13 protein-coding genes are annotated in these 23,999 nt (G+C 61.0%); 1 reads left to right on the forward strand and 12 read right to left on the reverse strand.

All coding sequences use genetic code 11. From position 1 onward, the window contains the following. The gene (glgB, locus tag AC07ZE_RS14005; protein WP_207265320.1) at positions 1-2,235 is read left to right on the forward strand and encodes a 1,4-alpha-glucan branching protein GlgB; all 2,235 of its coding nucleotides are present in this window, start codon (positions 1-3) and stop codon (positions 2,233-2,235) included. A 102-nt stretch (positions 2,236-2,337) separates the two neighbouring features. Here the strand turns inward: glgB and AC07ZE_RS14010 are convergent, their stop codons facing one another. The 12 genes from AC07ZE_RS14010 to AC07ZE_RS14065 all read right to left on the reverse strand — a co-directional run bounded on the left by AC07ZE_RS14010 (position 2,338) and on the right by AC07ZE_RS14065 (position 23,986). After that, positions 2,338-4,992, reverse strand: a complete 2,655-nt coding sequence (locus AC07ZE_RS14010; RefSeq protein WP_207265321.1) for an autotransporter outer membrane beta-barrel domain-containing protein — start codon at positions 4,990-4,992, stop codon at positions 2,338-2,340. Between the two features lie 404 nt (positions 4,993-5,396). Continuing rightward, on the reverse strand, positions 5,397-6,464 hold the full coding sequence (locus AC07ZE_RS14015; protein ID WP_207265322.1) for an autotransporter outer membrane beta-barrel domain-containing protein: 1,068 nt from the start codon (positions 6,462-6,464) through the stop codon (positions 5,397-5,399). A gap of 314 nt (positions 6,465-6,778) precedes the next feature. Beyond that, positions 6,779-9,325, reverse strand: a complete 2,547-nt coding sequence (locus AC07ZE_RS14020; RefSeq protein WP_207265323.1) for an autotransporter family protein — start codon at positions 9,323-9,325, stop codon at positions 6,779-6,781. A 285-nt stretch (positions 9,326-9,610) separates the two neighbouring features. Beyond that, complete coding sequence (locus tag AC07ZE_RS14025) at positions 9,611-10,411, reverse strand: endonuclease/exonuclease/phosphatase family protein (protein WP_207265324.1); 801 nt, start codon at positions 10,409-10,411, stop codon at positions 9,611-9,613. A gap of 183 nt (positions 10,412-10,594) precedes the next feature. Further along, the gene (locus AC07ZE_RS14030; protein ID WP_207265325.1) at positions 10,595-11,353 is read right to left on the reverse strand and encodes a PIG-L deacetylase family protein; all 759 of its coding nucleotides are present in this window, start codon (positions 11,351-11,353) and stop codon (positions 10,595-10,597) included. Positions 11,354-11,489: 136 nt separating this feature from the next. Next, positions 11,490-13,646 carry a glycogen debranching protein GlgX gene (gene glgX / locus AC07ZE_RS14035; protein WP_207265326.1) on the reverse strand — a complete coding sequence of 719 codons (2,157 nt, stop codon included), beginning with the start codon at positions 13,644-13,646 and terminating at the stop codon, positions 11,490-11,492. 205 nt (positions 13,647-13,851) lie between these two features. After that, complete coding sequence (locus AC07ZE_RS14040; RefSeq protein ID WP_207265327.1) at positions 13,852-14,172, reverse strand: DUF2934 domain-containing protein; 321 nt, start codon at positions 14,170-14,172, stop codon at positions 13,852-13,854. Between the two features lie 20 nt (positions 14,173-14,192). Continuing rightward, positions 14,193-16,967 carry a malto-oligosyltrehalose synthase gene (locus AC07ZE_RS14045; RefSeq protein ID WP_207265328.1) on the reverse strand — a complete coding sequence of 925 codons (2,775 nt, stop codon included), beginning with the start codon at positions 16,965-16,967 and terminating at the stop codon, positions 14,193-14,195. Further along, positions 16,964-19,042, reverse strand: coding sequence for a 4-alpha-glucanotransferase (gene malQ, locus AC07ZE_RS14050; RefSeq protein WP_207265329.1), 2,079 nt, complete (start codon positions 19,040-19,042; stop codon positions 16,964-16,966). Before malQ ends, AC07ZE_RS14045 begins: the two co-directional genes overlap by 4 nt. Continuing rightward, the gene (treZ, locus tag AC07ZE_RS14055) at positions 19,039-20,835 is read right to left on the reverse strand and encodes a malto-oligosyltrehalose trehalohydrolase (RefSeq protein ID WP_207265330.1); all 1,797 of its coding nucleotides are present in this window, start codon (positions 20,833-20,835) and stop codon (positions 19,039-19,041) included. The genes malQ and treZ overlap by 4 nt, the downstream gene beginning before the upstream one ends. Positions 20,836-20,847: 12 nt before the next feature. Continuing rightward, positions 20,848-22,434, reverse strand: coding sequence for a glycogen synthase GlgA (glgA, locus tag AC07ZE_RS14060; RefSeq protein ID WP_207265331.1), 1,587 nt, complete (start codon positions 22,432-22,434; stop codon positions 20,848-20,850). Between the two features lie 598 nt (positions 22,435-23,032). Then, the gene (locus AC07ZE_RS14065; RefSeq protein WP_207265332.1) at positions 23,033-23,986 is read right to left on the reverse strand and encodes a D-2-hydroxyacid dehydrogenase family protein; all 954 of its coding nucleotides are present in this window, start codon (positions 23,984-23,986) and stop codon (positions 23,033-23,035) included. Positions 23,987-23,999: the final 13 nt, after the last annotated feature.

The following is a 23,999-nucleotide window of genomic DNA, read 5'->3' on the forward strand; positions in this document are numbered from 1 at the left end:
ATGAGTTTCTCGAACAAGGAACAGGGTCATCATCACAAAGAAGCACTGTTGCCCAGGGCGCGGGATATTGATGCCCTGGTGCGCGCCGAGCATCACGACCCCTTTGCAATTCTCGGCCCTCATGCAGATGGGGCCGGCGGACAGTACATTCGGGCTTACCTGCCGGACGCCTTGAGCGTCCAGGTGGTGGCGAGGGACTCCGGGGAAGAACTCGGCAACCTTGAAGTCACCCAGACACCTGGACTGTTCGTCGGTCACTTCGACCGGGCGCAGTCCTACCAACTGCGCACCCGTTGGGCCGGTGGCGAGCAGTTGTCCGAAGATCCCTACAGTTTTGGCCCGTTGCTCGGCGAGATGGACTTGTATCTGTTTGCCGAAGGCAATCACCGGGACCTGAGCAGTTGCCTCGGCGCGCAGTTGAAAACGGTCGACGGTGTCGACGGCGTGCGTTTCGCCGTATGGGCGCCCAATGCTAGAAGGGTGTCGGTGGTTGGCGACTTCAATAACTGGGACGGTCGCCGGCATCCCATGCGCCTGCGCCATCCCACCGGGGTCTGGGAAATATTCATTCCTCGCCTGCAGGCCGGGGAGGCCTATAAGTACGAAATCCTCGGTGCGCACGGCATTCTGCCACTCAAGGCCGACCCGATGGCCCTGGCCACTTCATTGCCGCCGGACACCGCCTCGAAAGTCGCCTCACCGCTGAAGATCGACTGGCAGGATCAGGACTGGATGCAGTCTCGTGGTGAACGGCAACGTCCGACGGCGCCCCTGTCGATATACGAGCTGCACGCCGGATCCTGGCAATGCGAGCTGGACGATCTGGGTGAGGTGGCCCGCCAGTACACCTGGCCTGAATTGGCCGAGCGGTTGATCCCGTATGTGAAGGAACTGGGTTTCACCCACATCGAACTGATGCCGATCATGGAGCACCCGTTCGGGGGGTCGTGGGGTTATCAACTGCTGTCGCAATTCGCCACCAGTGCGCGCTACGGCAGCGGCGATGAGTTCGCGGCCTTCGTCAATGCCTGCCACCAGGCTGACATCGGCGTGATTCTCGACTGGGTGCCGGCACATTTCCCGACCGATATTCACGGGTTGGCCCAGTTCGACGGCACCGCGCTGTACGAATACGGCAACCCGCAGGAAGGCTTTCATCAGGACTGGGACACGCTGATCTATAACTTGGGGCGTACCGAGGTGCATGGCTACATGCTGGCCTCGGCACTGCACTGGCTCAAGCATTTTCACATCGACGGCCTGCGGGTGGATGCGGTGGCGTCGATGCTGTACCGCGATTACTCGCGCAAGGCCGGCGAATGGGTACCGAACCGCCACGGCGGTCGGGAAAACCTCGAAGCCATCGACTTCCTGCGTCATCTGAACGACGTGGTGGCGCTGGAGGCGCCGGGTGCGCTGGTGATCGCCGAGGAGTCCACGGCGTGGCCGGGCGTCAGCCAGAGCACGCAGCAGGGTGGCCTGGGCTTCGCCTACAAATGGAACATGGGCTGGATGCACGATTCGCTGCATTACATCCAGCAGGACCCGGTGTACCGCGCCCATCACCACAACGAACTGAGTTTCGGCCTGGTGTACGCCTGGTCCGAGCGTTTCATCCTGCCGATCTCCCACGATGAAGTGGTGCACGGCAAGCATTCGTTGATTGACAAGATGCCCGGCGACCGCTGGCAGAAGTTCGCCAACCTGCGGGCCTACCTGAGCTTCATGTGGGCACATCCGGGCAAGAAACTGTTGTTCATGGGGTGCGAGTTCGGCCAGTGGCGCGAGTGGAACCACGACCAGCAACTGGACTGGTACCTGCTGCAGTACTCGGAGCACAAGGGCGTGCAGAAACTGGTCGGCGACCTTAATCGCCTGTACCGGGAAGAGCCGGCGCTGCACGAACAGGATGACGTACCGCAAGGTTTCCAGTGGCTGATTGGCGACGATGCGATCAATAGCGTCTATGCCTGGCTGCGCTGGAGCAAGGAAGGTCGGCCGGTGCTGGTGGTGGCCAACTTCACCCCGGTGCCCCGTGAGGCGTATCGGGTCGGCGTGCCGTTTGCCGGGCGCTGGACCGAGTTGCTCAACAGCGATTCGTCCACCTATGCCGGTTCCAACTATGGCAATAGCGGCGGGGCGTCGACCGAGGAAGCGCCGAGCCATGGCCAGGCGTTGTCGCTGGTGCTGAATCTGCCGCCGTTGGCGGTGTTGATGCTCAGTCCGGAAGGTTGATCCGAAACCTCATCGCTACTTTCGCGAGCCGGCTCGCTCCCACAGGGATCCCCTGAACCTGTGGGAGCGCGCCGGCTCGCGAAGGCGTCAGTGGGTGTCCCATCAAAAATCCAGTCTCAGCCCGAACGTCGCCCTGCGTCCATTCAGCGCGTTGCTGTCCAGCTGGGTATCGTATCCAGCCTCGCCATACAGGCTTAAAGCCTTCGACACTTGCACGGTCATGCCCATGCTCAGGTCCAGGGTCGTGGACTTCTGCTGCGTGTCGATCGCCGTGACGTTGTTGAACATCACCCGGTCGGTGCCGGACAAGGTATGCCAGACATTGGTTCGCACGTAGGGCAGCAGGGACATGCCGGCCACCTGATAAGTGCCGCGCAGTCGGGCACCGAAGCGAGCCGTTACACTGTTGTCGGAATCAAAATCGATATCGGCGACGCCGTCATTTTTACCGTCCAGTGTGCGGTGCTGGCTGATCAACTGTACCTGCGGCTCCAGGAACCAGCCTTGGGCGATCTGCAACGGGTAGCCAGCCTCCAGCGAAAGTGTCGTGGCATGACCCTCGGTGTTGAATTTGATTCCGCGATTGGACTCGCTGTTGATAGCCAGGTCCGTCCACATCAGCACGCTGTCGATGTACCAACCGTAGGGATCGATGAGTGTCCAGTACAGGCCTACGCTATCGCCGCGCACTGTGCTTTTGCCGGCGTCGCGGTGCTGGAAACCGCCGGTGAAGCCGTCGATGTCGCTTTGCAACCGACTGTGACCGACGAACGCGCCCACCTTTCGGGTCTGCTCATCATCGGTGCTCCATCCGTAGAAGTCGCTGCCGACCTGGTACCCCGACATCGCACCGTCCAGGCGTGGGTTGACCGTGCCGGCAATGCTCTGGCGGCTGTTGCCTGCGTAAACCCGGCCCCAGCCTGCCGGGAAAGCGCCTTCCTGATGCTGTTGGTTCTGATCGCCCTGGCGCTCGTGGAAGGTGCCAAGTGCGGCCAGGACCAGTTGATTGACGGCCGGCAGTAGCGCCGAATACACCGCGACTTCCTGACGATAGAGCGGGATAGGCGGTTTGCCCGGTTCGATTTCGGGCAGTTCCGGAATGATCGGCAAGATCGCTCCGCCGGGATCCTCGATGATTCCCGGCAGTGGAACGGGTGGGTCTTCCACGCCTGGCAATGGCACGGCTGGGTCCTCCACGCCGGGCAATTCAGTGATCGGCCCTGGCAGGGGAGGTGCCACGACAGCGGAGCGCAAGTACCAGTTCTGGGCTGTGCCGGGTGTAACGCCACCCTTGAACAGATAATAGTCAAAGGCCCCTGCGGAGACAGGCCCGCTGGATTTGAACGCCAGATCACCGCCCGTGGCACCATTGCGTGCTTCGACCACCAGGATGCCGTTCTGTCGGGTCACGTCGCCGGGGCCGGCCAGATTGACAATGCTGAGGGTGGTGGAGCCTTGTAGCGTGCCTCGATCCACCACCATTTTGTCGCTGGCGGCGTCATCGCTGGCCAACACGCTATTGAGATGCAACTGGCCATTGTCGCCAATGTAATGGCCCGTGACCGTGAGTTGGTTAGTTGCACTGGCGGCACCGCTGCCGCTGGTCATGTCGATCAGGCCCTTGTTGTTCAAGGTGGCGAGCTGACCGGCAGTGAAAGGGGTGATGCTGCCTTGGTCGACCCGCAACACACTGCTGCCGTGAATGTTGAACTCACCCGTAGCCGAAACGCTGTCGCCCAGGGCGAAATCGCCGTTCAGGTCAAAGAGCGATCCGTTATCCAGGTTCACCGTTTCCCAATGGGGATAGCGTCCCGGATTGGCGGACCGGCTGTTGTCGAGCGTCAGTGTGTCGTTGCCCTGACCGCCATCGATGCTGGAAGGGGACGACAAGTTGGTTTCAGTGAGGTTGAGCAGCAGTGCTTGATCGTCGCCGCCACCCATCAGGATGGCCGATCGAATAAGCCCGTCAGTGTCCCATGAGAACAAGTCATCGCCGGTACCACCGCGGACCTGTCCAACGATTTCACCCCCGGTCACCGTGAAGAGGTTACCGCCGCCACTGACAATGATATTGCCGCCAACCGTACCGCCCTTGATGATGACGTTGTTGTCGTCGGTGCCGGCATCGAGGTCGCCGACGATCCGCCCACCCAGCATTTCGAAGACGTTATGGTCCAGGTTCATTGCGACCCGGCCGATCGAACCTTCGCTAATGAGTGCTTGCTCACCGTTTTCTAAGACATCAGTGATGGTGCCGGCACTCATGGTAAAGGTGTCACCGCCATCCCCCTGGTCCAGCGACCTCACGGACCCGCCACTGATAGTGAAACTGTCATTGCCGGCGCCCTGGGTGAAGGTTGTGAGGCTGGCACCGCTGACCTGTGCAGTATCGTTGCCATCACCCTGGCGGAACGACCCGGTAATGGTGCCATTAAAGAGTTGCGCGATATTTGCGCCGTCGCCCATATCCACGGGGCCGGTGATGGTGCCTGAACTCATTTGCAACAGATCGGCGCCTGCGCCAAAGGTGACATCGCCATTGATGATCCCGGTGCCGGCAGCGGGAAAGGACAGGCTGTTATTGCCGCCCGTGTCGGTGAGCCCGGGGCTGGTGCCGCTGTCGCAAGTGAAGGTGTCATCACCGGCGGTGGGGACGAGTGTGCAGGCAGCGTGAGTGGTGAGCGGCCAGTGGATCAGGGTCAATAACGACACAGCAGCAAAGCTCAAGTGCTTGAGAGGCGAAACGGGTGTGCTCATGATCCATCCTCACTCGATAGGACGTGGCCCCGCACCTGCGGGGCGGACCATGGCAACGTCAAGAGCGATACGGATCAGGGACTACGGGTTTCCTGCGTCGCAAAACATCGGGCAATACAAGCTGCTGGCATGGCTTTTTCGACTGCGCATCACACTGCACAGTGTTTTTTCCACGGTACCAACAGGGAGGGTCAGGCGCTACTGTCAGAAATAACAGGCGTTGCGGGATGATCAGCCGAGGGATTGCATGCGGACTGTTGATGTTGAGTCCGCAGGGTTGATCCGAAACCGCGTCGCTGCCTTTGCGAACAGGCTCGCTCCCACAGGGATCACCGTGAAACCTGTGGGGGCGAGCCTGCTCGCGAAAGCGTCGTACCAGACAACACAACGTTTGAGGTTTTAATTCACCACCGCATCCGCACCCCCAGGCTGCCAATCACCCCGTTCAAGTCATTGTCGTCCACATCACTGCTGTAATCGGCACTGACATACAGGCTGACGGCTGGCGTCACCCGGGCGACCAGGCCCAGGCCGACTTCGACCGTCGAGGAATATCGACTGCTACTGATCTTGTCGACCTGATCGAGGGTCACGGTGTTGCCGGTGTACACCGTGTGCCACAAGTTGGTCCGCACATAGGGTTCGACGCCCAGGCCATTGATGTCGTAACTGCCTTTCAATTTGGCGCCGACCCGGCCGCTCCACGACGTCAGGTCGCTGGAGGAGGCGTTGCCTGACCCCGCGTAGGGCGTATCGAGGGTGATCCGTTGGTTGATCAATTGCGCCTGGGGTTCAACCACCCAGTTTTCGCTGATGCCAATCGGGAAGCCACCTTCCACCGACAGCGTCACCGCGCTGCCTTCGGCGGCCTGGCGGGCGCCTTGTTCGTTGCGACTGAAGCCGTTGACGCGGCCACCGCTGGCCGACAGGTCGACGTGCCAGCCTTGCGGGCCAGTCAGGCTGTAATAGGCGCCGAGGCTTTCGCCTTGCAGGTTCAGGGTGTCGGTTTGCGGGTCGGACTGGCCGCGGTTGGTCAGCAGGCCATGGCTGTTGCCTTGAATCTGGCTGGTGCCGCCAATCAGCCCGACCCGTTGGGTGTGGCCGCTGTTGCTGTGCAGGGTCAGGATCGCCGGGCCTTTGATATCGCCGGAGCCGGCATTGGTGAATCCTTGGGCCAAGGCGTCGGTTTGTGCCTGGCGTGAGGCTTGTCCATAAATCTGATCCCAGGCGTAGGGTGTCGCGTCTTCGGTGGTGAAGTGGCTACTTCGCAGGTCGGGGGCAGGGCTGAAACGGCCGGGGTACGGGGTGGCGAGAGCGGGCAGGGTGAGCACCGGGATGTCCTGGCGGTACCAGGGGGTTGTTTCTTCCTCGGCCGGTGAGGCCTGCACTTCCATGGAGGAGCACAGCAGGAGTGAACTCGAGACAGTGCAAAAAGTGATTTTGATCTCTTGTTGGGTGAGTGAGGTTTTCATGGCGGGCTACCTTGCAATCGCGTGCCGTACATGCCTTGGCGTCTCTCCTACCCCGAGCGAGGGGCGACCGAATGTAAGGAGGCAAGCCGGGGGCCGCCCGTGTTCTCGGGTGTCTTGGGGGCTTGCCCCTGATTGTGTTTCCGGGGGTAGTACGGTGAAGTCAAGAAGACCCCGGCCACTGCGTCAAGAAAATGGCCGATAAGTGGTATGGGTATTTCGGGTCTTATAAGTGACTGATTTATGGCGTATCCCTAAGTTCTTGTTTAATGGTGCAAACGTCAAAAAAAGGTGTGGGCTAGAGCGGTTGCTCAGTATTACCAGCTCAAGCGGATGCCCACATTGCCAGTGGTTCCACGCTGCTGATTGCTGTCTATGTTGCTGCTGTAATCGATATTGGCGTACACACTGACGTCTTTGGCCAGGGACAGGGTGGCACCGATGCCCACGTCGGCCCACGAAGACTTCTGTTCGGTTTTGATATCGGTTACTCCGGCAAAAGTGACCGTGTCGGTGCCTGACAAGGTGTGCCACAGGTTGGCACGCAACCAGGGCTCCAGCGGCAGGCCTGCGACGTCGTAACGCCCATTGAGTCGCACGCCGAGGCGACCGGTTTCGGTGGAATCGGCATCGAAGGATACTTGGGAGATACCGTCGTCCTGGCTATACAGATTTACCTTCTGATGGATGACTTGCACCTGGGGTTCGATCGCCCAATTGTTCGTCAGTGGGAATGGATAACCGGCCTCGGCCGAGAATGTCCAGACATGCCCGTCGTTATTGAGTTTGACACCACGGTCGGAGCGACTATCGCCGTCGAGTGAGGTGTACATCGCAACCAGATCGACGTAGCCGCCCATGGGATCTGTCAGCGTCCAGTACAAGCCGAGGCTGTCGCCTTCGATCTCGACTTTACCGGCGCTTTTATTTTGATAACCCTGGTTGAAACCGTCGACATTACCCTTCACGCGATTGTGGCCAATGAAGAAGCCTGTTCGCTGGGTTTGTCCCCCCGCTGTCTGTGAGCTGTAGAGATCGTTGCCCACCTGAAACCCTTTGATCGAACCGTCGAGTCGTGGCGTGACGGTGCCAGCCCAGGTCTGATCGAAATCCTTTCCGTAGACCCGGCCCCAGCCCGCGCCGAAAGCTCCGGTTTCGGTCAGCAGGCGCTGATTGCCCTGACGATCATGGAAGGTGCCGAGTGCGGTGAGGGTCAGTTGTGCAGCGGCGGGTGGCAATACCGACCAGACGGGCACTTCCAGACGGTACAACGGGATTGGTGCCGCACCGGGTTGGGGCGTTGGCAAAGGTGGGCTTCCGGGAGCGGCCACCGGTGTCGCGACCAGAGGCACCAGAATGGGTGGCAAGGTCGGGTCGGGGTTGGGGACCGAGACCAGTGGGGCGGCCATGACCGAGGAACGCAGATACCAGCTGTTTTCGCTGCCGGGGGTGATGCCGCCCTTGTACAAGGCGTATTGGAATGCGCCTGCCTCCACCGGAGTGTTGAGCGAAAAGGCGTCGTTGTTGCTGGTGGCCGTGCCTTGAGCCTCAACCAGCATAATGCCGTTCTGCTGGGTTGGCGCGCCGCTGCCATCCACATTGCTGACGCTGATCGAAGTCGTACCGGTCAATGTCCCGTCCTTGACCACCAGTTTGTCGCTGGGCGAGTTGTCATCGCCGAGCACGCTTTGTACCCGCAATTGACCGCTGCTGCCCGCGTAATTGCCTTGTACCGTCAGCGTGTCGCTGGTACTGGAGTTGCTGCTTAGATCGATGATCCCGGCGTTGTTCAAGGTGGCAGGCTGGCCGGCGGTGAAGGGCGAGATGCTGCCTTGAGCCGATGTCAGGACGCTGCTGCTGTCGATGTTGAATGTACCGCCGCCGCTGGTGTTGTCGCCGACCACGAGGTTGCCGTCGAGATCGAACCGCGAGCTGTTGTTCAGGTTGACCGTTTCCCAATGGACGTAGCGACCTGCCCCCGCGGTTTTGGTGTTATCAAAGGTCAGTACGTCGTTGCCGGTGCCACCGTTCAGGCTCGGATTCTGGGCGAGGGTACTTTCGTCGAGATGACTCAGGGTCGCTGTGTCATCGCCGCCTTCCATCAGGATGGCCGAGTGGAGGACGCCGCCACCGTCCCATACGAACCTGTCGTTGCCGAGACTGGTGCGGATCTCGCCGACGACCTCGCCGCCGGTCACCGTGATGCTGTCGTTGCCGCCGCTGACGCTGACATTGCCGCCGATCTTGCCCCCGGAAATGATGATGGTGTCGGTGCCGAAGCCGGTGACCAGGTTGCCATCAATCTCTCCCCCGGACAGGTCGAACAGGTTGTCATCGAGCTTCATGTCGACCCGCCCGATTCTGCCCCCGGTCATGTTGGCGGTGTCGCCGTCTTCGTAAGCGCCAATGATCCTGCCCCCGGTCATCCGGAAAAAGTCGCGACTGTCGCCTTGGGCCAGGGACTGGATCGTACCGCCACTCATGGTGAAGTTATCGACGCCGTTGCCTTGCTGAACCGCGCCGGTGATCTGCCCGGCGCTGATGGTGAGCGTGTCGGCCCCATCACCCTGGTCAAGCGCCCCGACGAGGCTGCCGGATTTCATGTCGACGTTGTCGATGCCAGCACCGAACGTCACGTTGCCGTTGATCGTGCCGCTGCCATTGACGGGGAAGGTCAAGCTGTTGTTTCCGGTCAGGTCGCTCAGCGGTCCACTGCTACCACTGTCACAGACGTGATTGTCATTACCGGCGGTGGGTGTGAGGGTACAGGCCGCTTGTACCGGTTGCGGCCAACCGATGCACAGCCAGATTGAAACGGCGCAGGCGCTGTAACGGTATTTGGGCAGATGGCTGGAAAAATTCATGCTCGTCTCCGCTTGGGATTCGGCGACTGAATTGCCACTTGTCAAAAATGGCAAGGCTTCAGACACCCTCGGCAGCGCGAGTTGCGAGACGGCATCGGGACGGCAATGACCCGTAATCAAAAAACTTCAGCAACGACGGCTACTGTAAGTCGAATGTCCGTACGTTCAGGCAGTACGGACGTGTGCAACGTAGCAATAGTTTTTTGGCGTCGCTACTGTCATAAGTAACAGGTTTAACGATTCAGTTGACGGTTCTTGATGTTTTTCGGCATGACCGGCACGGGTTCAAAGGCGTACTTCAACGGCCAATGGCAAATGATCAGACAGGTGCGTCCAGGGTTTGGTCCCGAGGATCTGCGGCTCATGGCTACTGGCATTGCGCAGATAAATGCGATCCAGGCGCAGCAGCGGAAACCGCGCCGGGTAGGTTTTCGCCGGGCGGCCGTGGTGGCGTTCGAAGGCTTCGTGCAGGTAGTCGCGACGGGCGAGGGCGGCGTTGCCTTGCAGCTGCCAGTCGTTGAAGTCGCCGGCGATGATGACCGGCGCGTGGTCGGGCAGGGACTCGAGCAATTGGCAAAGCAACTGCAATTGAAGTTGGCGATGGCTTTCCAGCAGGCTCAGATGCACACAGATCGCATGGACCTCGGTGTGACCCGGTACGTCCAGGACGCAATGCAGCAGCCCGCGTCGTTCAGGGCCGGTGATGGAAACGTCTAGGTTGCGGTATTCGCGAATCGGGTATTTGGACAGCAGCGCGTTGCCGTGGTGACCGTCCGGGTAGACCGCATTGCGGCCGTAGGCGAAGTCGCTCCACATGCTGTCCGCCAGGAATTCGTATTGCGAAGTTGCAGGCCAATCATTGTAACGCGAGGAGTGACGATCGTGTTCGCCCACCACTTCCTGCAAAAACACCAGATCCGCCGAGGTACTGCGCACCGCTTCGCGCAATTCCGGCAGGATGAAACGTCGGTTGAGGGCGGTGAAGCCCTTGTGGGTGTTGACGGTCAGCACGCGCAATCGATGAATGGCCGGAGTTTGGTTCAACGTCGTGGATTGGACCGTCTGCGGCTTGGAGGTACTGGTCACTTTCACTCCTCTGAATCAAGGCTGGCTTATGCATGCGACTCATGTGGAGGCGGGCAGTTCAGTCTGGATGATTTCGGCGCCGCATCGATTAACTGTGGGAGCGAGCCTGCTCGCGAAGACGACGGCACATCCAACATCGATGTTGACTGACCCAGCGCTTTCGCGAGCAGGCTCGCACACAGTTCAGACCAGGACGATTTCATAGGGCAACCGCATCCGCTCCAGCAGTACCCGTGGCAACAGCGGGGCGATGCCGATGGCCGGCTCGCCGTCCAGCTGACTGGCATAGGCATGGGTCGCATGGCTTTTGCGCGCCACCGTCCAGGTGTCCAGGCGTACCTTGCGCGCGCGGTGCCAGGGGATCAGGCCATGATCGCGCGTCGACCAGTGCCAGGCCCAGACCGGTACTTCGTTGAAGTCGGCGCCGGCGATCGCGGCGGCGTTGGCGCTGGCACGGCCGACGGCGTCGTGGTCGCTGTTACCGTCTTCGGACCAGGTGCTGAACACCACATCGCCGGGCCGCAGATAGCGGGCGATGAACCGCGTCAATTGCTGTTCGTGCTCGGCCAGGGCGTTGTCGGTGAAGCCGCCGCGAATCCACTTCAGGCTGTGCATCGGCAACCCGAGGCGGCGTAAGGCTTCAACGCTTTCCTGGGCGCGGAACACGCTGAGGCGTTTCTCCGACCACTGCTGCGATCCAGGATGGCTCGCGCTGCCGTCGGTGATCGAAATCAATTGCAGCGGATGGCCCATGCTGCTGAGCAGCTGTAGCAGGCCACCGCAGGTCACCACTTCATCGCCGGGATGCGGGGCAATCACCACGGCGCGTGCCCCGGCCGGGACCAGGGATTGGGTGTTGATGACCGGGACGTTGTCCAGTTGCGAGGCACTGTTCCAGATCTGTGCCGACGGACTGTTTTCGAGCAGAGAGAGCGGTTTCATGGCTACGTCCTTGTTCTCGTTGATAGCGTTTTGCCGCGTTCCGAACCCTGGAATCGTCGCGAGCAGAGTATTGCTCATGTAGTGCTATTCGTCGCCTCGAAGTTTCTTGTGGCGAGGGCATTTTAACCACATACCTTCATTCATCTTCCTCATGCTGCAATTCGAACAGCAGTAACGAACGGCCGGTGACCGAGTATTCGTGACCGAACTCGAAGCGTTCCTGGCCGCGGATCGACGGTTGATTGGTGTCGATCATGCACGTCCAGAAACCGCCGTCCGGCACTTCCGGCAGCAGGAAGTTGACGATGTCGTGGTAGGCATTGACCACCAGCAACAGCGTGGCGTCGGCACCCTTGCGGCGGATGCCGGTTTCCTGGGCGCGACCGTCGAGCAGCATGCCCAGGCAGCGATTGTGCGTATCGTGCCAATGCTCGGTGGTCATCTCGCTGCCATCCGCGGCCAGCCAGGTGACGTCCTTGACGCCGATGTCCTCGTTGTAATTGCCCACCAGGAAGCGCCCGCGACGCAGGATCGGGTAGGTCAGGCGCAACTTGATCAGGCGTTTGACGAATTTGAGCAGGGCCTTGCCGTCTTCGCTGAGGTCCCAGTTGACCCAGCCGATCTCGCTGTCCTGGCAATAGGCGTTGTTGTTGCCGTCCTGGGTGCGGGCGAATTCATCGCCGGCCACCAACATCGGCGTGCCCTGGGCCAGCAACAGGGTGGCGAAGAAGTTGCGCATCTGACGCAGGCGCAACTCGTTGATTTGCGGATCGTCGGTGGGGCCTTCGACGCCGTGGTTCCATGACAGGTTGTTGTTACTGCCGTCCTGGTTGTTTTCGTCGTTGGCTTCGTTGTGCTTATCGTTGTACGACACCAGGTCATTGAGGGTGAAGCCGTCATGGGCGGTGATGAAATTCACCGAGGAATAGGGGCGGCGGCCACGCTGATTGAACATCTCGCCCGATGCGGTCATGCGGCTGGCGAAGTCCGCCAGTTGCCCGTCGTCGCCTTTCCAGAAAGCGCGCACCGTGTCGCGGAACTTGTCGTTCCATTCCACCCAGCCCGGTGGGAAATTACCTACCTGATAGCCGCCGGGACCGCAATCCCAGGGTTCGGCAATCATTTTCACCTGACGCAACACCGGGTCCTGACGGCAAGCCACGAGGAAGCTGTGGCGCTCGTCGAAGCCATCGTGATAACGCCCGAGAATGGTCGCCAGATCGAAGCGGAAACCGTCCACGTGCATTTCCGTGGCCCAATAGCGCAAGGAGTCGGTCACCATCTGCAGTACGCACGGATGGCTCAGGTCCAGGGTATTGCCGGTGCCGGAATCGTTGATGTAGAAGCGTTTGTCGTCGGGCATCAAACGGTAGTACGAGGCATTGTCGATGCCACGCATGGACAGGGTCGGGCCTTGTTCGTTGCCTTCGGCGGTGTGGTTGTAGACCACGTCGAGGATCACTTCCAGATTGGCCTCGTGCAGGTGCGCGACCATTTCCTTGAACTCGGCGATCTTGCCGCTGGCCAGGTAGCGCGGGTCGGGCGCGAAGAAAGCGATGCTGTTGTAGCCCCAGTAGTTGGTCATGCCTTTGTGCAGCAGGTGCTGGTCATTGACGAAGGCATGGATCGGCAGCAACTCCACGGTGGACACGCCGAGCTTGCGGATGTGTTCCAGCACGTCGTCGACCATCAGTCCGGCAAAAGTGCCGCGCACATTTTCGGGGACAGAAGGGTGACGCATGCTGATGCCGCGCACGTGAGTTTCATAAATGATCGTCTTGTCCCATGGCACGCTGACCCGGTGGTCGTGGCCCCAGGTGTGTGCCGGGTCGATGACTTTGCATTTGGGCACGAAAGGCGCGCTGTCGCGTTCGTCGAAACTCAGATCGGCGTCGGGATGGCCGATGGTGTAGCCGAACAGTGCCTCGGACCATTTCAGCTTGCCCACCAGTTGTTTGGCGTAGGGATCGATCAGCAGCTTATTGGGATTGAAGCGATGGCCGTTGGCCGGGTCGTACGGGCCGTACACGCGGTAGCCGTAGATCAGCCCCGGATGGGCATCGGGCAGGTAGCCGTGGTAGATCTCGTCGGTGTACTCCGGCAGTTCGATGCGTTCGAGTTCCACTTCGCCGGCATCGTCGAAAATGCAGAGTTCGACACGGGTGGCATTGGCGGAAAACAGAGCGAAATTGACCCCAAGACCGTCCCAGGTCGCACCCAATGGAAAGGGCAGGCCTTCTCGGATGCGCGATGGCTCTTGAGGTGTCGGCGTGTCTTTCTTTGGACGGGTCATAAGTGCTCCTGCAAAGGGGATACAACGGCGCAGTCAAAATGTGGGAGCGAGCCTGCTCGCGAAAGCGTCGTGTCAGTCGACACCAATGTTGGCTGTTACTCCGTCTTCGCGAGCAGGCTCGCTCCCACAGGGGGGGTATTCCCGGCGAGCGCGCCCTCGGTGGCGGGAAGACCCGCCACGAATTCATTCAGGACAAAAGCGACCGTCAGACCGCAGGCGGTTTACGCGGGGCGCGAGGCTTTTTTTCTGTGGCTTTCTCGCCCGGTGGAATCACCTTGGAGGCAGCGGCAGGTTTGGCCTTGGTTTTGGTTTTTGGCTCAGCCTTGCCATTGAGCGCTTTGCCGGCAGCAGGCTTGTTGGTCGCCGTTTTGCCAACCGCCTTGGGTGACTTTTTCGGCGCCAGGGCTTCGGCTTCGGCCAGTTTGCGCGCCATCTCCCAATGCCGGGCTTCCTGGCCCTCGGGTTTACCTTCCGACTCCCAGATCTGATAGGCAAACTCGCGGATGCGTTTATCGTCGGTACTCATCGCAATGCTCCTGACTCAACTCAAGTGTGGTTAATTTGAATAATGAGATTGACCGGGAAATCCCCCAGCGCGGCGCTGATCGTCAGCTCCCTGTGTTTTGTGACTACGATGCTTGAAAAAAGTCCCTTGAGATTTTCTCCAGCGGTAGCAAACGGCAAATGGACCCGTGTATCGCCCCACTGCAGCGCGCTCACCCGGGGTTCGGCACTGTTTTCCAGCAGCGACGCGCAACGTATCGGCACGATCACGATGGCCCGTTTACCCTCATGTTCCCGAACAAATCCAAGTACGCGATGCGCCTGGCTACCAAGCACTTCGAGCGGCTGGTAGGTGCCCCGTCGAAACAGTTCCGGATGCTCGGCACGCAGGCTCAACGCGTGCGCAATCAAGGTCTGCTTGATGCGCCCGTCACGCCAGTTCGCCAGCACATCAGCGAGGTCTGCAGATGGCTGCAGGGCCTGCTGGCGACTGGGATAATCCACCGGCCGACGGTTGTCCGGATCGACCAGGGAAAAGTCCCAGAAGTCATTGCCCTGATAGAGGTCCGGCACCCCTGGCACGGTCATGCGCAGCAAGGTTTGCGCCAAACCGTTGAGTGCGCCGGGGACGGCGATGGCTTGTGCGGCTTTGCCCAGGGCCGAGCGCAGCAGCTCACCTTCCGGCGTCAGCAGCAGGCCCTGGACAAACGCTTGGGTCGCTTGTTCGTAGGTGTCGTTTGGCGCGCTCCAGCTACTTTGCAACTTGGCTTCGCGCAGGGCTTTGCGTTGCCACTGCCAGAGGCGCGTGGCGTAGTCCTCCAGCGCGGGCTGGTCATCGCTGCGCAACTCCAGCGGCCAGCTGCCGAGGATCGCTTGATACAGGATCAACTCATCGGCCGGAGACGGTGAATGATCATCAAGGCGCAGTGGCCGGGCGAGGGCACGCCACAGGCCGATCTGGTCGGCGTACCAGCTGCTGCGCTCGCTCAAAACCGCCAGGCGCGCTCGGGTGTCTTCGCCACGTTTGTGATCGTGGGTGGCGGTGGCCAGCAGGTTGTCCGGGAACTCGGCCAGGCGTTGGACGCACGCGGTATGAAAGTCGGCGATCGGTGCGCTGAACTGTTCGGTGCTGAACCCAACGTCATTGCGCGACAGCAGCACGGCCGAGCGATAGAACGCGGTGTCTTCCACTGCTTTGGCCGCCGTCGGTGAGGTCAATTGCTGAAAGCGTACGCAGGCGTGCCTGAGCCGCTTGCGCGCCCGTCCCGCCGGGCGTTTGCGCCAGGGCTCGCCACCCAGCCAGCCGGCCAGGCAGTCGAGCACCGGCCAGTCGGCTTCGCTGAGGGTTTGTCGGGCATCGCTCATCGCGTGCTGGAAAAACACGTCATCCCGGGCCGACCGGCCGAGGGAGCTGATGTAGGTGCGGTACACCGGGAAATGCACGATCAGCGCCTGCAACGCGCGACGGATCGCACCCAGGGTCAGGTCGCGGGTCATCAGGTCATCCCGGGCCACTTGCAGCAGGGCCTGGGCGACACTTTCGAAATCCCCGGCCAAAGAACCGTTGAGGATCTGCTGGCGGGCCAGTTGCGCTTCCTGGCTGAAATCGGCCGGGCGTTCGCTGTAGCGGTGCCAGAGTTCACCCAGGGTTTTTTCGCCCTCGGGAGCGTGTTGCAGCAGCGACAACTGGTTCATGAATTCATAGCCGGTGGTGCCATCCACCGACCAGTCGCGGTGCAGGGTCTCACCTTCCCCTAGGATCTTCTCGACATAGATCGGCAGGTGCCGGCCCGGTGCCAGGCTGTCGACCCGGCGCCGTAGTTTGCGGCAGTAACCCCGAGGGTCGGCGAGGCCGTCGATGTGGTCGATGCGCAGGCCATCGATCAGGCCGTCCGCCACCAACTGGAAGATCTTCGCGTGGGTCGCCTCGAACACCGCCGGACGTTCTACCCGCAGCCCACCCAGTTCGTTGATATCGAAAAAACGCCGCCAGTTGATGTCGTCCGCGGCGGTACGCCAACTGGCGAGACGATAGCTCTGGCGTTCCAGCAGGCTGTGCAGTTTTTGGAAGCCTTCCGGGGTCAATGAGTCGTAGTGTTCAAGGTTGTGTTCGATGGCCTGGCGTATTTGCGGATCGCTGGCCAGTTCGCGCAGTTCCTCTTTCAGGGGCTCGGCCAGGCTGTGCGCGTCCATCTGATAGCTCAGGGTGCTGAAACGGTCGGCCAGCGACTTGAGCGGGTCGGTATCGGTCTTGAGCAGTTCGCCGTAATGGCTGGGACAGATCGGGAAGTGATGGTCGTAATGCTCGACGTGAAAGGCGCCGCGCTGCGCATCGAAGCGCAGGGGCAGGTTGCCGTCTTGCAGCGCGATGCCGTAGTCGCTGCCCAGAAACGGCAACAGCAGTTGGCCTTCCATCAACGGGTCGGGCGAATGCCACTGAATGTCGAAGAACTCGCCATAGGGGCTCAGTCGCCCCCATTCAAGCAAGTCCAGCCACCAAGGGTTGTCGCTGCCGCCGACGGCCATGTGGTTGGAAACGATATCGAGGATCAGCCCCATGTTCTGGCTGCGCAACGCACTGACCAGGCGATGCAACGCCGCTTCGCCACCCAACTCCGGGTTGACGGTGGTCGGGTCGACCACGTCGTAGCCATGCATGGAGCCGGCGCGGGCGCTCAGCAGCGGCGAGGCATACACATGGCTGATGCCGAGGCGGGCGAAGTACGGCACCAGTGGAACCGCGTCGTAGAGGGTAAAACCTTTATGGAACTGCAGGCGCAGGGTGGCCCGCAGCGGTTGCATTGGCTTTTGGGTCATTGGTCACGCTCGGCCGCCTGAAGCCTTGCGCAAGCAAGCAGTTCCAGGCGTCGGGCCGCGTCGGGCTCATCGAGCAGGGTTTCGCTATACCCCGGCAATCGTCGCGACCAGTTGGGATGGGTGTCGATGGTCCCGGGCAGGTTGGCCTGTTGTTCGATGCCCAGGGCATCTTCCAGCGGCAGCAACACCAGCGGCGCGCGGGTATGGCCAAGGAAACGCACGCTGGCGTCGAGCACCTGGTCGGTTTCATGGGATTCTTCCCGGAAGTTCTGCGGGTCCTGGCTCAATGCTCGTCGCAGGCCTTCGCGTTCCCGTTCACGGTGTTGGCGCCACTCGATTTCAGTGTTGGCGTCGATCAGGCCCAGTCGGGCATTCCAGTCGATATCACGGCCATGCCACCAGCCATTGAGGGTTGGCAAATCATGGGTGCTGGTGGTCGCCAGGGCGTTGTCCGGCCAGTCGAGGATCGGCTTGAAGTGGGTGTTGTCCTGTTCGAACAGCAACACCCGCATGCCGAGCATCGAACGGGCGATGAGTTTTTCCCGCAGGCCGTCCGGCACGGTGCCGAGGTCTTCGCCGAGAACGATGGCCTGGTGGCGATGGGACTCGAGGGTCAGCAGGCGCAGCAGGTCGTCCACCGGGTAATAGAGGTAAGCGCCATCGGCGGGCGGTGCACCATTGGGGATCACCCACAAGCGTTGCAGTCCCATGACGTGATCGATGCGCAGGCCACCGGCGTGGGCAAAGTTGGCGCGCAGCATTTCGATGAAGGCGCGGAAGCCGTTGCGCACCAGGCCTTCGGGGGAAAACGCGGAGATCCCCCAACCCTGGCCGCTGCGGTTGAGAATGTCCGGTGGCGCGCCGACGGTGAGGGAGGCGAGCAGTTCGTCCTGCCGGCTCCAGGCTTGACTGCCGCCGCCATCGGCACCGACGGCCAGATCGGCAATCAGGCCGATGCTCATGCCACCGCTGCGTGCAGCGGCTTGCGCGCGTTCCAGGCAGCGGCTGATCAGCCACTGGCAGAACGCGAAGAAGCCGATGCGTCCGGCATTTTCCTCGGCAAATTCGGCCAGGGCCGTACTGCGCGGATTGCGCCATTGCTCGGGCCAGTGCCGCCAGTCGAGGTCTTCGCCCTTGGCGGCACGCGCCTCTTGAATGGCTTCGAACCGGCAGTGGTTTTCCAGGGCTTCGCCACCGGCGTGGCGGAAGCTGCTGAAGTCGGCGTGCAACGGGTGTTCGCCCTGGACGAAGCCGTCATACAGCGCTTCCAGCAGCCGATGCTTGGCTTCGGCGGCGGCCGGCCAGTCGATCAGGGGCAGATTTTCCAGATGCCGCAGTTCGTCAGCCAGGCCGGTGGCGTCGATGGCGGCGCGCAATGCTCGTTCGCCAAGGATCGCGCCGGGCGCGCAGTACAGGCTGTTGAGGAACAAACGACTGGACGGCGAATAGGGGCTGTAGCGTTGGCTGTCGCTGGCGAACATGGCGTGCAGCGGGCTGATCGCCAACGCCTCGGCACCGCGTTCACCGGCGACCCTGGCCAGGTCTTCCAGGGCCTGGGTATCGCCGAACCCGCCATCGCCGGCGCGGCGCAAGGCGTACAGCTGCGCGCTCAGGCCCCAGGCGCGAGGCGTCGGGTTTTCAACGGCATCGCCCACGCTGTAGCAGCGCTCAGGGGCCACGGCCAGGGTGAAGGTTTGCCCGTCGATGCTGACCTGCTGGTAACCGACAGGAACGAGCCCCGGCAGCGTTGCCTCGGCGTCAAGTTTGAGTGTAAGCACCGAACCGTCTTCGAGGTGAATCTCGCACGGTGTTTGCGGCTCGAAGTAATGCGCCAGGCTGAGCCCGACACCGACGTCGGCGGTGAGCAACGGCGGCAGGTGACGGGTCTGTTGCACCTCTTGCAAGTCGAGCAGGCTGGCGTCGATTTCCTGCGCGCTGCCGGCCGGGTGGCCGAGCCCGGTCAGGACATTGCGCAACACCGAGGGTGCGACTTTTTGCGGGCGACCATTGGCGTCGATCCAGTCAACGGCCAGACCGGCATGTCCCGCCAGTATTTCAAGTTGCGCATCGCTCATTGATGCTCTCCATCCGGGGGTAGCAAAGGGGCTGCGGCCTTGAGGGTGACTAGCGCGCAATACGGGGCAAGCGTGCCTTTATCCAGCAGGCCGAAAGCGTGTGGAGGATGCTCGAACAACAGCCGTGCATCGGCCTGTGGGGTGTGGACCACCGGCGTGTTGCCGAGGTTCAGGTCTATGCGCAACAGACTGCCGTCGCCGAGCAACCAGCGCGCCGAGACCGCGCCATCGGCGAGCCTTTCTGCGCCCAATGCCTGGGCGCCCGGCAGGCGCGGGATGATCTGCTGATGGCGAATCTGCAAAAGCCGGCGATACAAATCGTGAATGGCCGAAGCGCTGCCGGCGCTCACCGCAGGTCGGGACGCTTCGAAGGTTTCTGGCGCATTTGGATCGGGAATCTGTTCGCGTTTGTGTGGATCGGCAAATGCACTGAACGCGGCAAACTCATTGCGCCGTCCTTCGCGCACCAGCCGCGCCAGCTCGCCGTGGTGGCTGGTGAAAAACAGGAACGGTTGCTCGGCGGCATACTCGTCACCCATGAACAGCAGCGGAATCATCGGCGACAGCAGCAACAGCACGGTGGCGGCTTTCAAGGCGTCGGGATGGGCCAGTTGATGCAGGCGCTCACCAAAGGCGCGGTTGCCGATCTGGTCGTGGTTTTGCAAAAACAGAATGAAGGCACTGGGCGGCAAGTGCCCGCTGGGTTCGCCACGGGGTTTGCCATGGCGATTGATATGACCTTGAAACACGAAACCCTGGCTCAGGCAGCGGGCCAGTTGTTCGGTGGGATTGTGCGCATAATCGGCATAGTAGGCGTCGGTTTCACCGGTCAACAGTACGTGCAGGGCGTTATGGCCATCGTCATTCCACTGCGCGTCGTAACCTTGCTCCAGCAGGCTGGCCTGATTGTGTTCGTTTTCCAGCATCAGCCAGACGTGACGCGGCGGGTCGACCTGCTGGCGTACCCGTTGCGCCAGTTCCTGGAGAAAGTCCGGGTCTTCGATGGCATGCACGGCGTCCAGGCGCAGGCCGTCAAAGCGATACTCCAGCAACCACATCAAGGCGTTGTCGATGAAGAAGTCGCGCACCTCGCGCTGGCGGAAGTCGATCGCCGCCCCCCAAGGTGTGTGTTTGTCTTCATTGAAGAAGCTCTTGGCGTAGCGGTGCAGGTAGTTGCCGTCCGGGCCGAAGTGGTTGTAGACCACGTCGAGAATCACCGCCAGGCCGTGGCCATGGGCGGTGTCGATGAGATGCTTGAGCTGTTCGGGCGAGCCGTAGGATGCCTGGGGCGCGTAGGGCAGGACCCCGTCGTAGCCCCAGTTGCGGTCACCGGGAAATTGCGCCACGGGCATCAGTTCGATGGCGGTGATCCCCAGTTCAACCAGGCGCGCCAAATGCTGCTCGACGGCCTGAAAGCCGCCGAGCGCACCGACGTGCAACTCGTAAATCACCGCCTCGTTCCACGGACGGCCCTGCCAGGTGCTGTGTTGCCAACAGTAGGCGTGGGGATCGACCACCAGGCTGTGCTGGTCGATATCCCCTGCCTGGGCGCGAGAAGCCGGGTCCGGCACCTCCAGTTCGCCGTCGATGTTGTAGCGGTAACCCGTGCCCGCCGGGCAGCGGGTGTTGATCACGAACCAACCGTCAGCCTGAGGCAACAACGGCAAGGACTGTCCATTTTCCAGTTCGACACTGACGTAGAACGCATCTGGCGCCCACAACGCAAATTGCGTGTGTTCAGCGTCCAGCATGATTGCGCCGTGGGGCCAGGTCTCAAGGGTCCGTAACGGCATCTTGAAAGCCTCTTACTGTTTGTTCGATTTCCCCAGGGCTTTAGCCACAAGCTGTTCGTAGAGTTCGGCATAGGGTTCGACCGCCTGGCACCAGTTGAAAGGCTGGGTCATGGCCCGGCAGCGCATGGCGTTCAGCAGATCGGGGAAGGCAAACACATGGAACGCTCGGCTCAGGGCCTCCTGATAACTCTCCACCGTGGATTCGTCGAACAGGAAACCGGTCACGCCGTTTTCAATGGTGTCGGCCAGGCCGCCGGTGTTGCGCGCCACCGGCAACGAGCCGAAACGCTGGGCGTACATCTGGCTCAGGCCGCAGGGTTCATAGCGCGAAGGCATCAACAGGAAGTCGCTGCCGGCAAACATGCGGCGGGCATCGGTTTCATTGAACCCGATGCGTACGCCGATCTGCCCGGGAAAGCGCAGGGCCAGTTCGCGCATGGCTTGTTCTTCTTCCGGCTCGCCACGACCGATGATCGCAATCTGCCCGCCGGATTTGACGATGTATTCAGAAACCGCTTCGGTCAGATCCAGGCCTTTCTGGTAGACCAGTCGCGACACCACGGCAAACAGCGGGCCTTCGGAGTCATCGAGGCCGAACAACTGACGCACGTGGGCGGCATTGACCGCCTTGCCTTCCCAGTCGCCGATGCTGAAGGGACGGAACAGGTGCGTATCGGTGGCGGCGTCCCAGCTTTCATCGATGCCGTTGGGAATGCCGCTGAGCAGACCTTGCTGGGTCTTGGCGGCAAGAAAACCGTCGAGACCGCAACCAAAGGCCGGGGTAGTGATCTCCTGGGCGTAGGTCGCGCTGACCGTGGTGATGTGGCTGGAATAGGCCATGCCGGCCTTGAGGAACGACATTTTGCCGTAGAACTCCATGCCTTCCTGTTGCAGCGCATGATGGGGGATGCCCAGTTCTGGGCACGAAGCCAGGCTGGTCACACCTTGATATGCCAGGTTGTGGATGGTGAACAATGTTGGTGTGCGCTGTCCGCGCCAGTGCATGTAGGCGGGCGCCAGGCCGGCAGGCCAGTCGTGGGCGTGCACCAGGTCCGGGCACCAGTGAATTTGTGCGAGATTGGCAGCGATATCGGCTGCGGCCAGGCCCAGGCGGGCGAAGCGAATGTGGTTATCCGGCCAGTCGCGGCCATTGTTGGCGCCGTAGGGCGAACCTTCACGCTCATAGAGCTCGGGGCAGATCAACACGTAAATGACCAGGCCATCGGGCATGTCCATGCGCCCGATCTTGCAGGGTGGCAGCGCGGCATGCCCGCCCAGCTCACCAATGATGTGAATCGGGTTTTCGCTGTGCAGCACCTGCGGGTAACCGGGAATCAACACTCGCACGTCGTGCAGATGGGTCATGGCCCGGGGCAGTGCGGCAGAAACATCACCCAGACCGCCGGTTTTCACCAGGTCGGCAATCTCTGATGTGACGAACAACACTTTTTTCCGATTGGGATTCTGTTTGGCCACCGGGGTCAGCGTTCTGGTGGCGGTAACGTTGATCGACAGGGCAGTGGGAGCACTTACGGCGCTCGATTCGCCGACATGCTGATGAGCACGTTCTCCCTGAACATCTAAAACCGCACTGATCATATGAGTCTCCCGTGTTGTTGATCTAATTCTTAGCTCTGGCAAACGGTATTTCATTGGCCAAACATCCTGTGGCCGGGCGCAAAAGCGCTGCACATCGGTGAGCAAGCGCTGCCCAATGCGCTGAAGCAGTTTGGGTGGAGTAGCCATTGCAAGGATTGCACCAGTCGCAACGCACCTTCCTTTCAGTCGACCGACCACAAACGGCAAAAGTTTCGATTATTTTTCCGCTTTGTGACCGACCGGTTTCGCCCCGCGAAAGTCAGCCTAGACCAGAACTTAGAGCGGTAAAGCCCAAATGGCAAAATTGTTCGACAATCGGTTTAAAGAGGTACGGACGTGCCGGATAACGAGGCTTGCGCACCGACGAAGGGCAGGTTTTTTTGTGAAATCGGATGAAAATGAAGCAGGACTGTCACATCGGTGTGCGTGGGTGAACAATTGCTTTGCACCATTGCGGTGCATGGTTTGGGTTGTGCGGTGTCTGTTCTGGCCTCTTCGCGAGCAAGCCCGCTCCCACAGGGATCTCCTAATACTGAAAATCCACTGTGGGAGCGGGCTTGCTCCGGGCGGCGTTCGGACGATGAACGATAACGCGGTATCAGTTCAGCAACCGAATCGGCTCCCCCCCAGACCACGCCCGGATATCCTCGATCATCTGCGAGAAAAACAGCTGGTAGTTCTGCTGGCTGACATACCCGACATGCGGCGTTGCCAGCACATTCTCCAGGGTCCGAAACGGATGATGAGGCGACAACGGCTCGACATCGAACACATCCAGCGCCGCGCCCGCCAGACGTCGCTTCTGCAAGGCCTTGATCAGCGCAGCCTCATCGACAATCGGCCCGCGCGCAGTATTGACCAGCAGTGCCGAAGGTTTCATCCAGTCCAGGGCCTCGGCATCCACCAGTCCTCGGGAGCGGTCGCTGAGGACCAGATGAACCGACAATACGTCAGCCTGCTCGAACAGCTCCTGCTTGCTGACATAGGTCACGCCCACTTGCGAGGCTCGTTGCGCGGTGAGGTTTTCGCTCCAGGCAATCACGCGCATCCCGAAGACCTGACCGAACTGGGCGACACGCTGGCCGATGCTGCCCAGGCCGAGGATCGCCAGAGTCTTGCCATGCAGATCGCCCCCCAGGCCTTGCTGCCACTTGCCGTCGCGCAAGGCGTTGGCTTCGGCCACGAGGTTGCGGGTCGCGGCCATGATCAAGGCCCAGGTCAGTTCGGGCGCAGCGTGTTTGTAGCTGTCCGTGCCGCACACCTGAATACCCAGGGTGGCAGCGGCCTTGAAGTCCAGCGCGGCGTTGCGCATGCCACCGGTCACCAGTAGCTTGAGATTCGGCAAGCGGCGCAGAAGGTCTTCATCAAACCGGGTGCGTTCGCGCATCACGCAGATCACTTCAAAGGATTCCAGGCGCTGCGCCAGGGTTTCATTGTCGGCGGGGTAGTCGTGGATAAAACTCACTTGGCCGATGTCTTCCAGCCGGGACCAATCGACCACGTTTCGGGCCACGTCTTGCCAATCGTCAATCACTGCAATCTGCACCGCCATCAGCCTTACCTCA

Source organism: Pseudomonas sp. GW101-3H06, assembly GCF_059424605.1.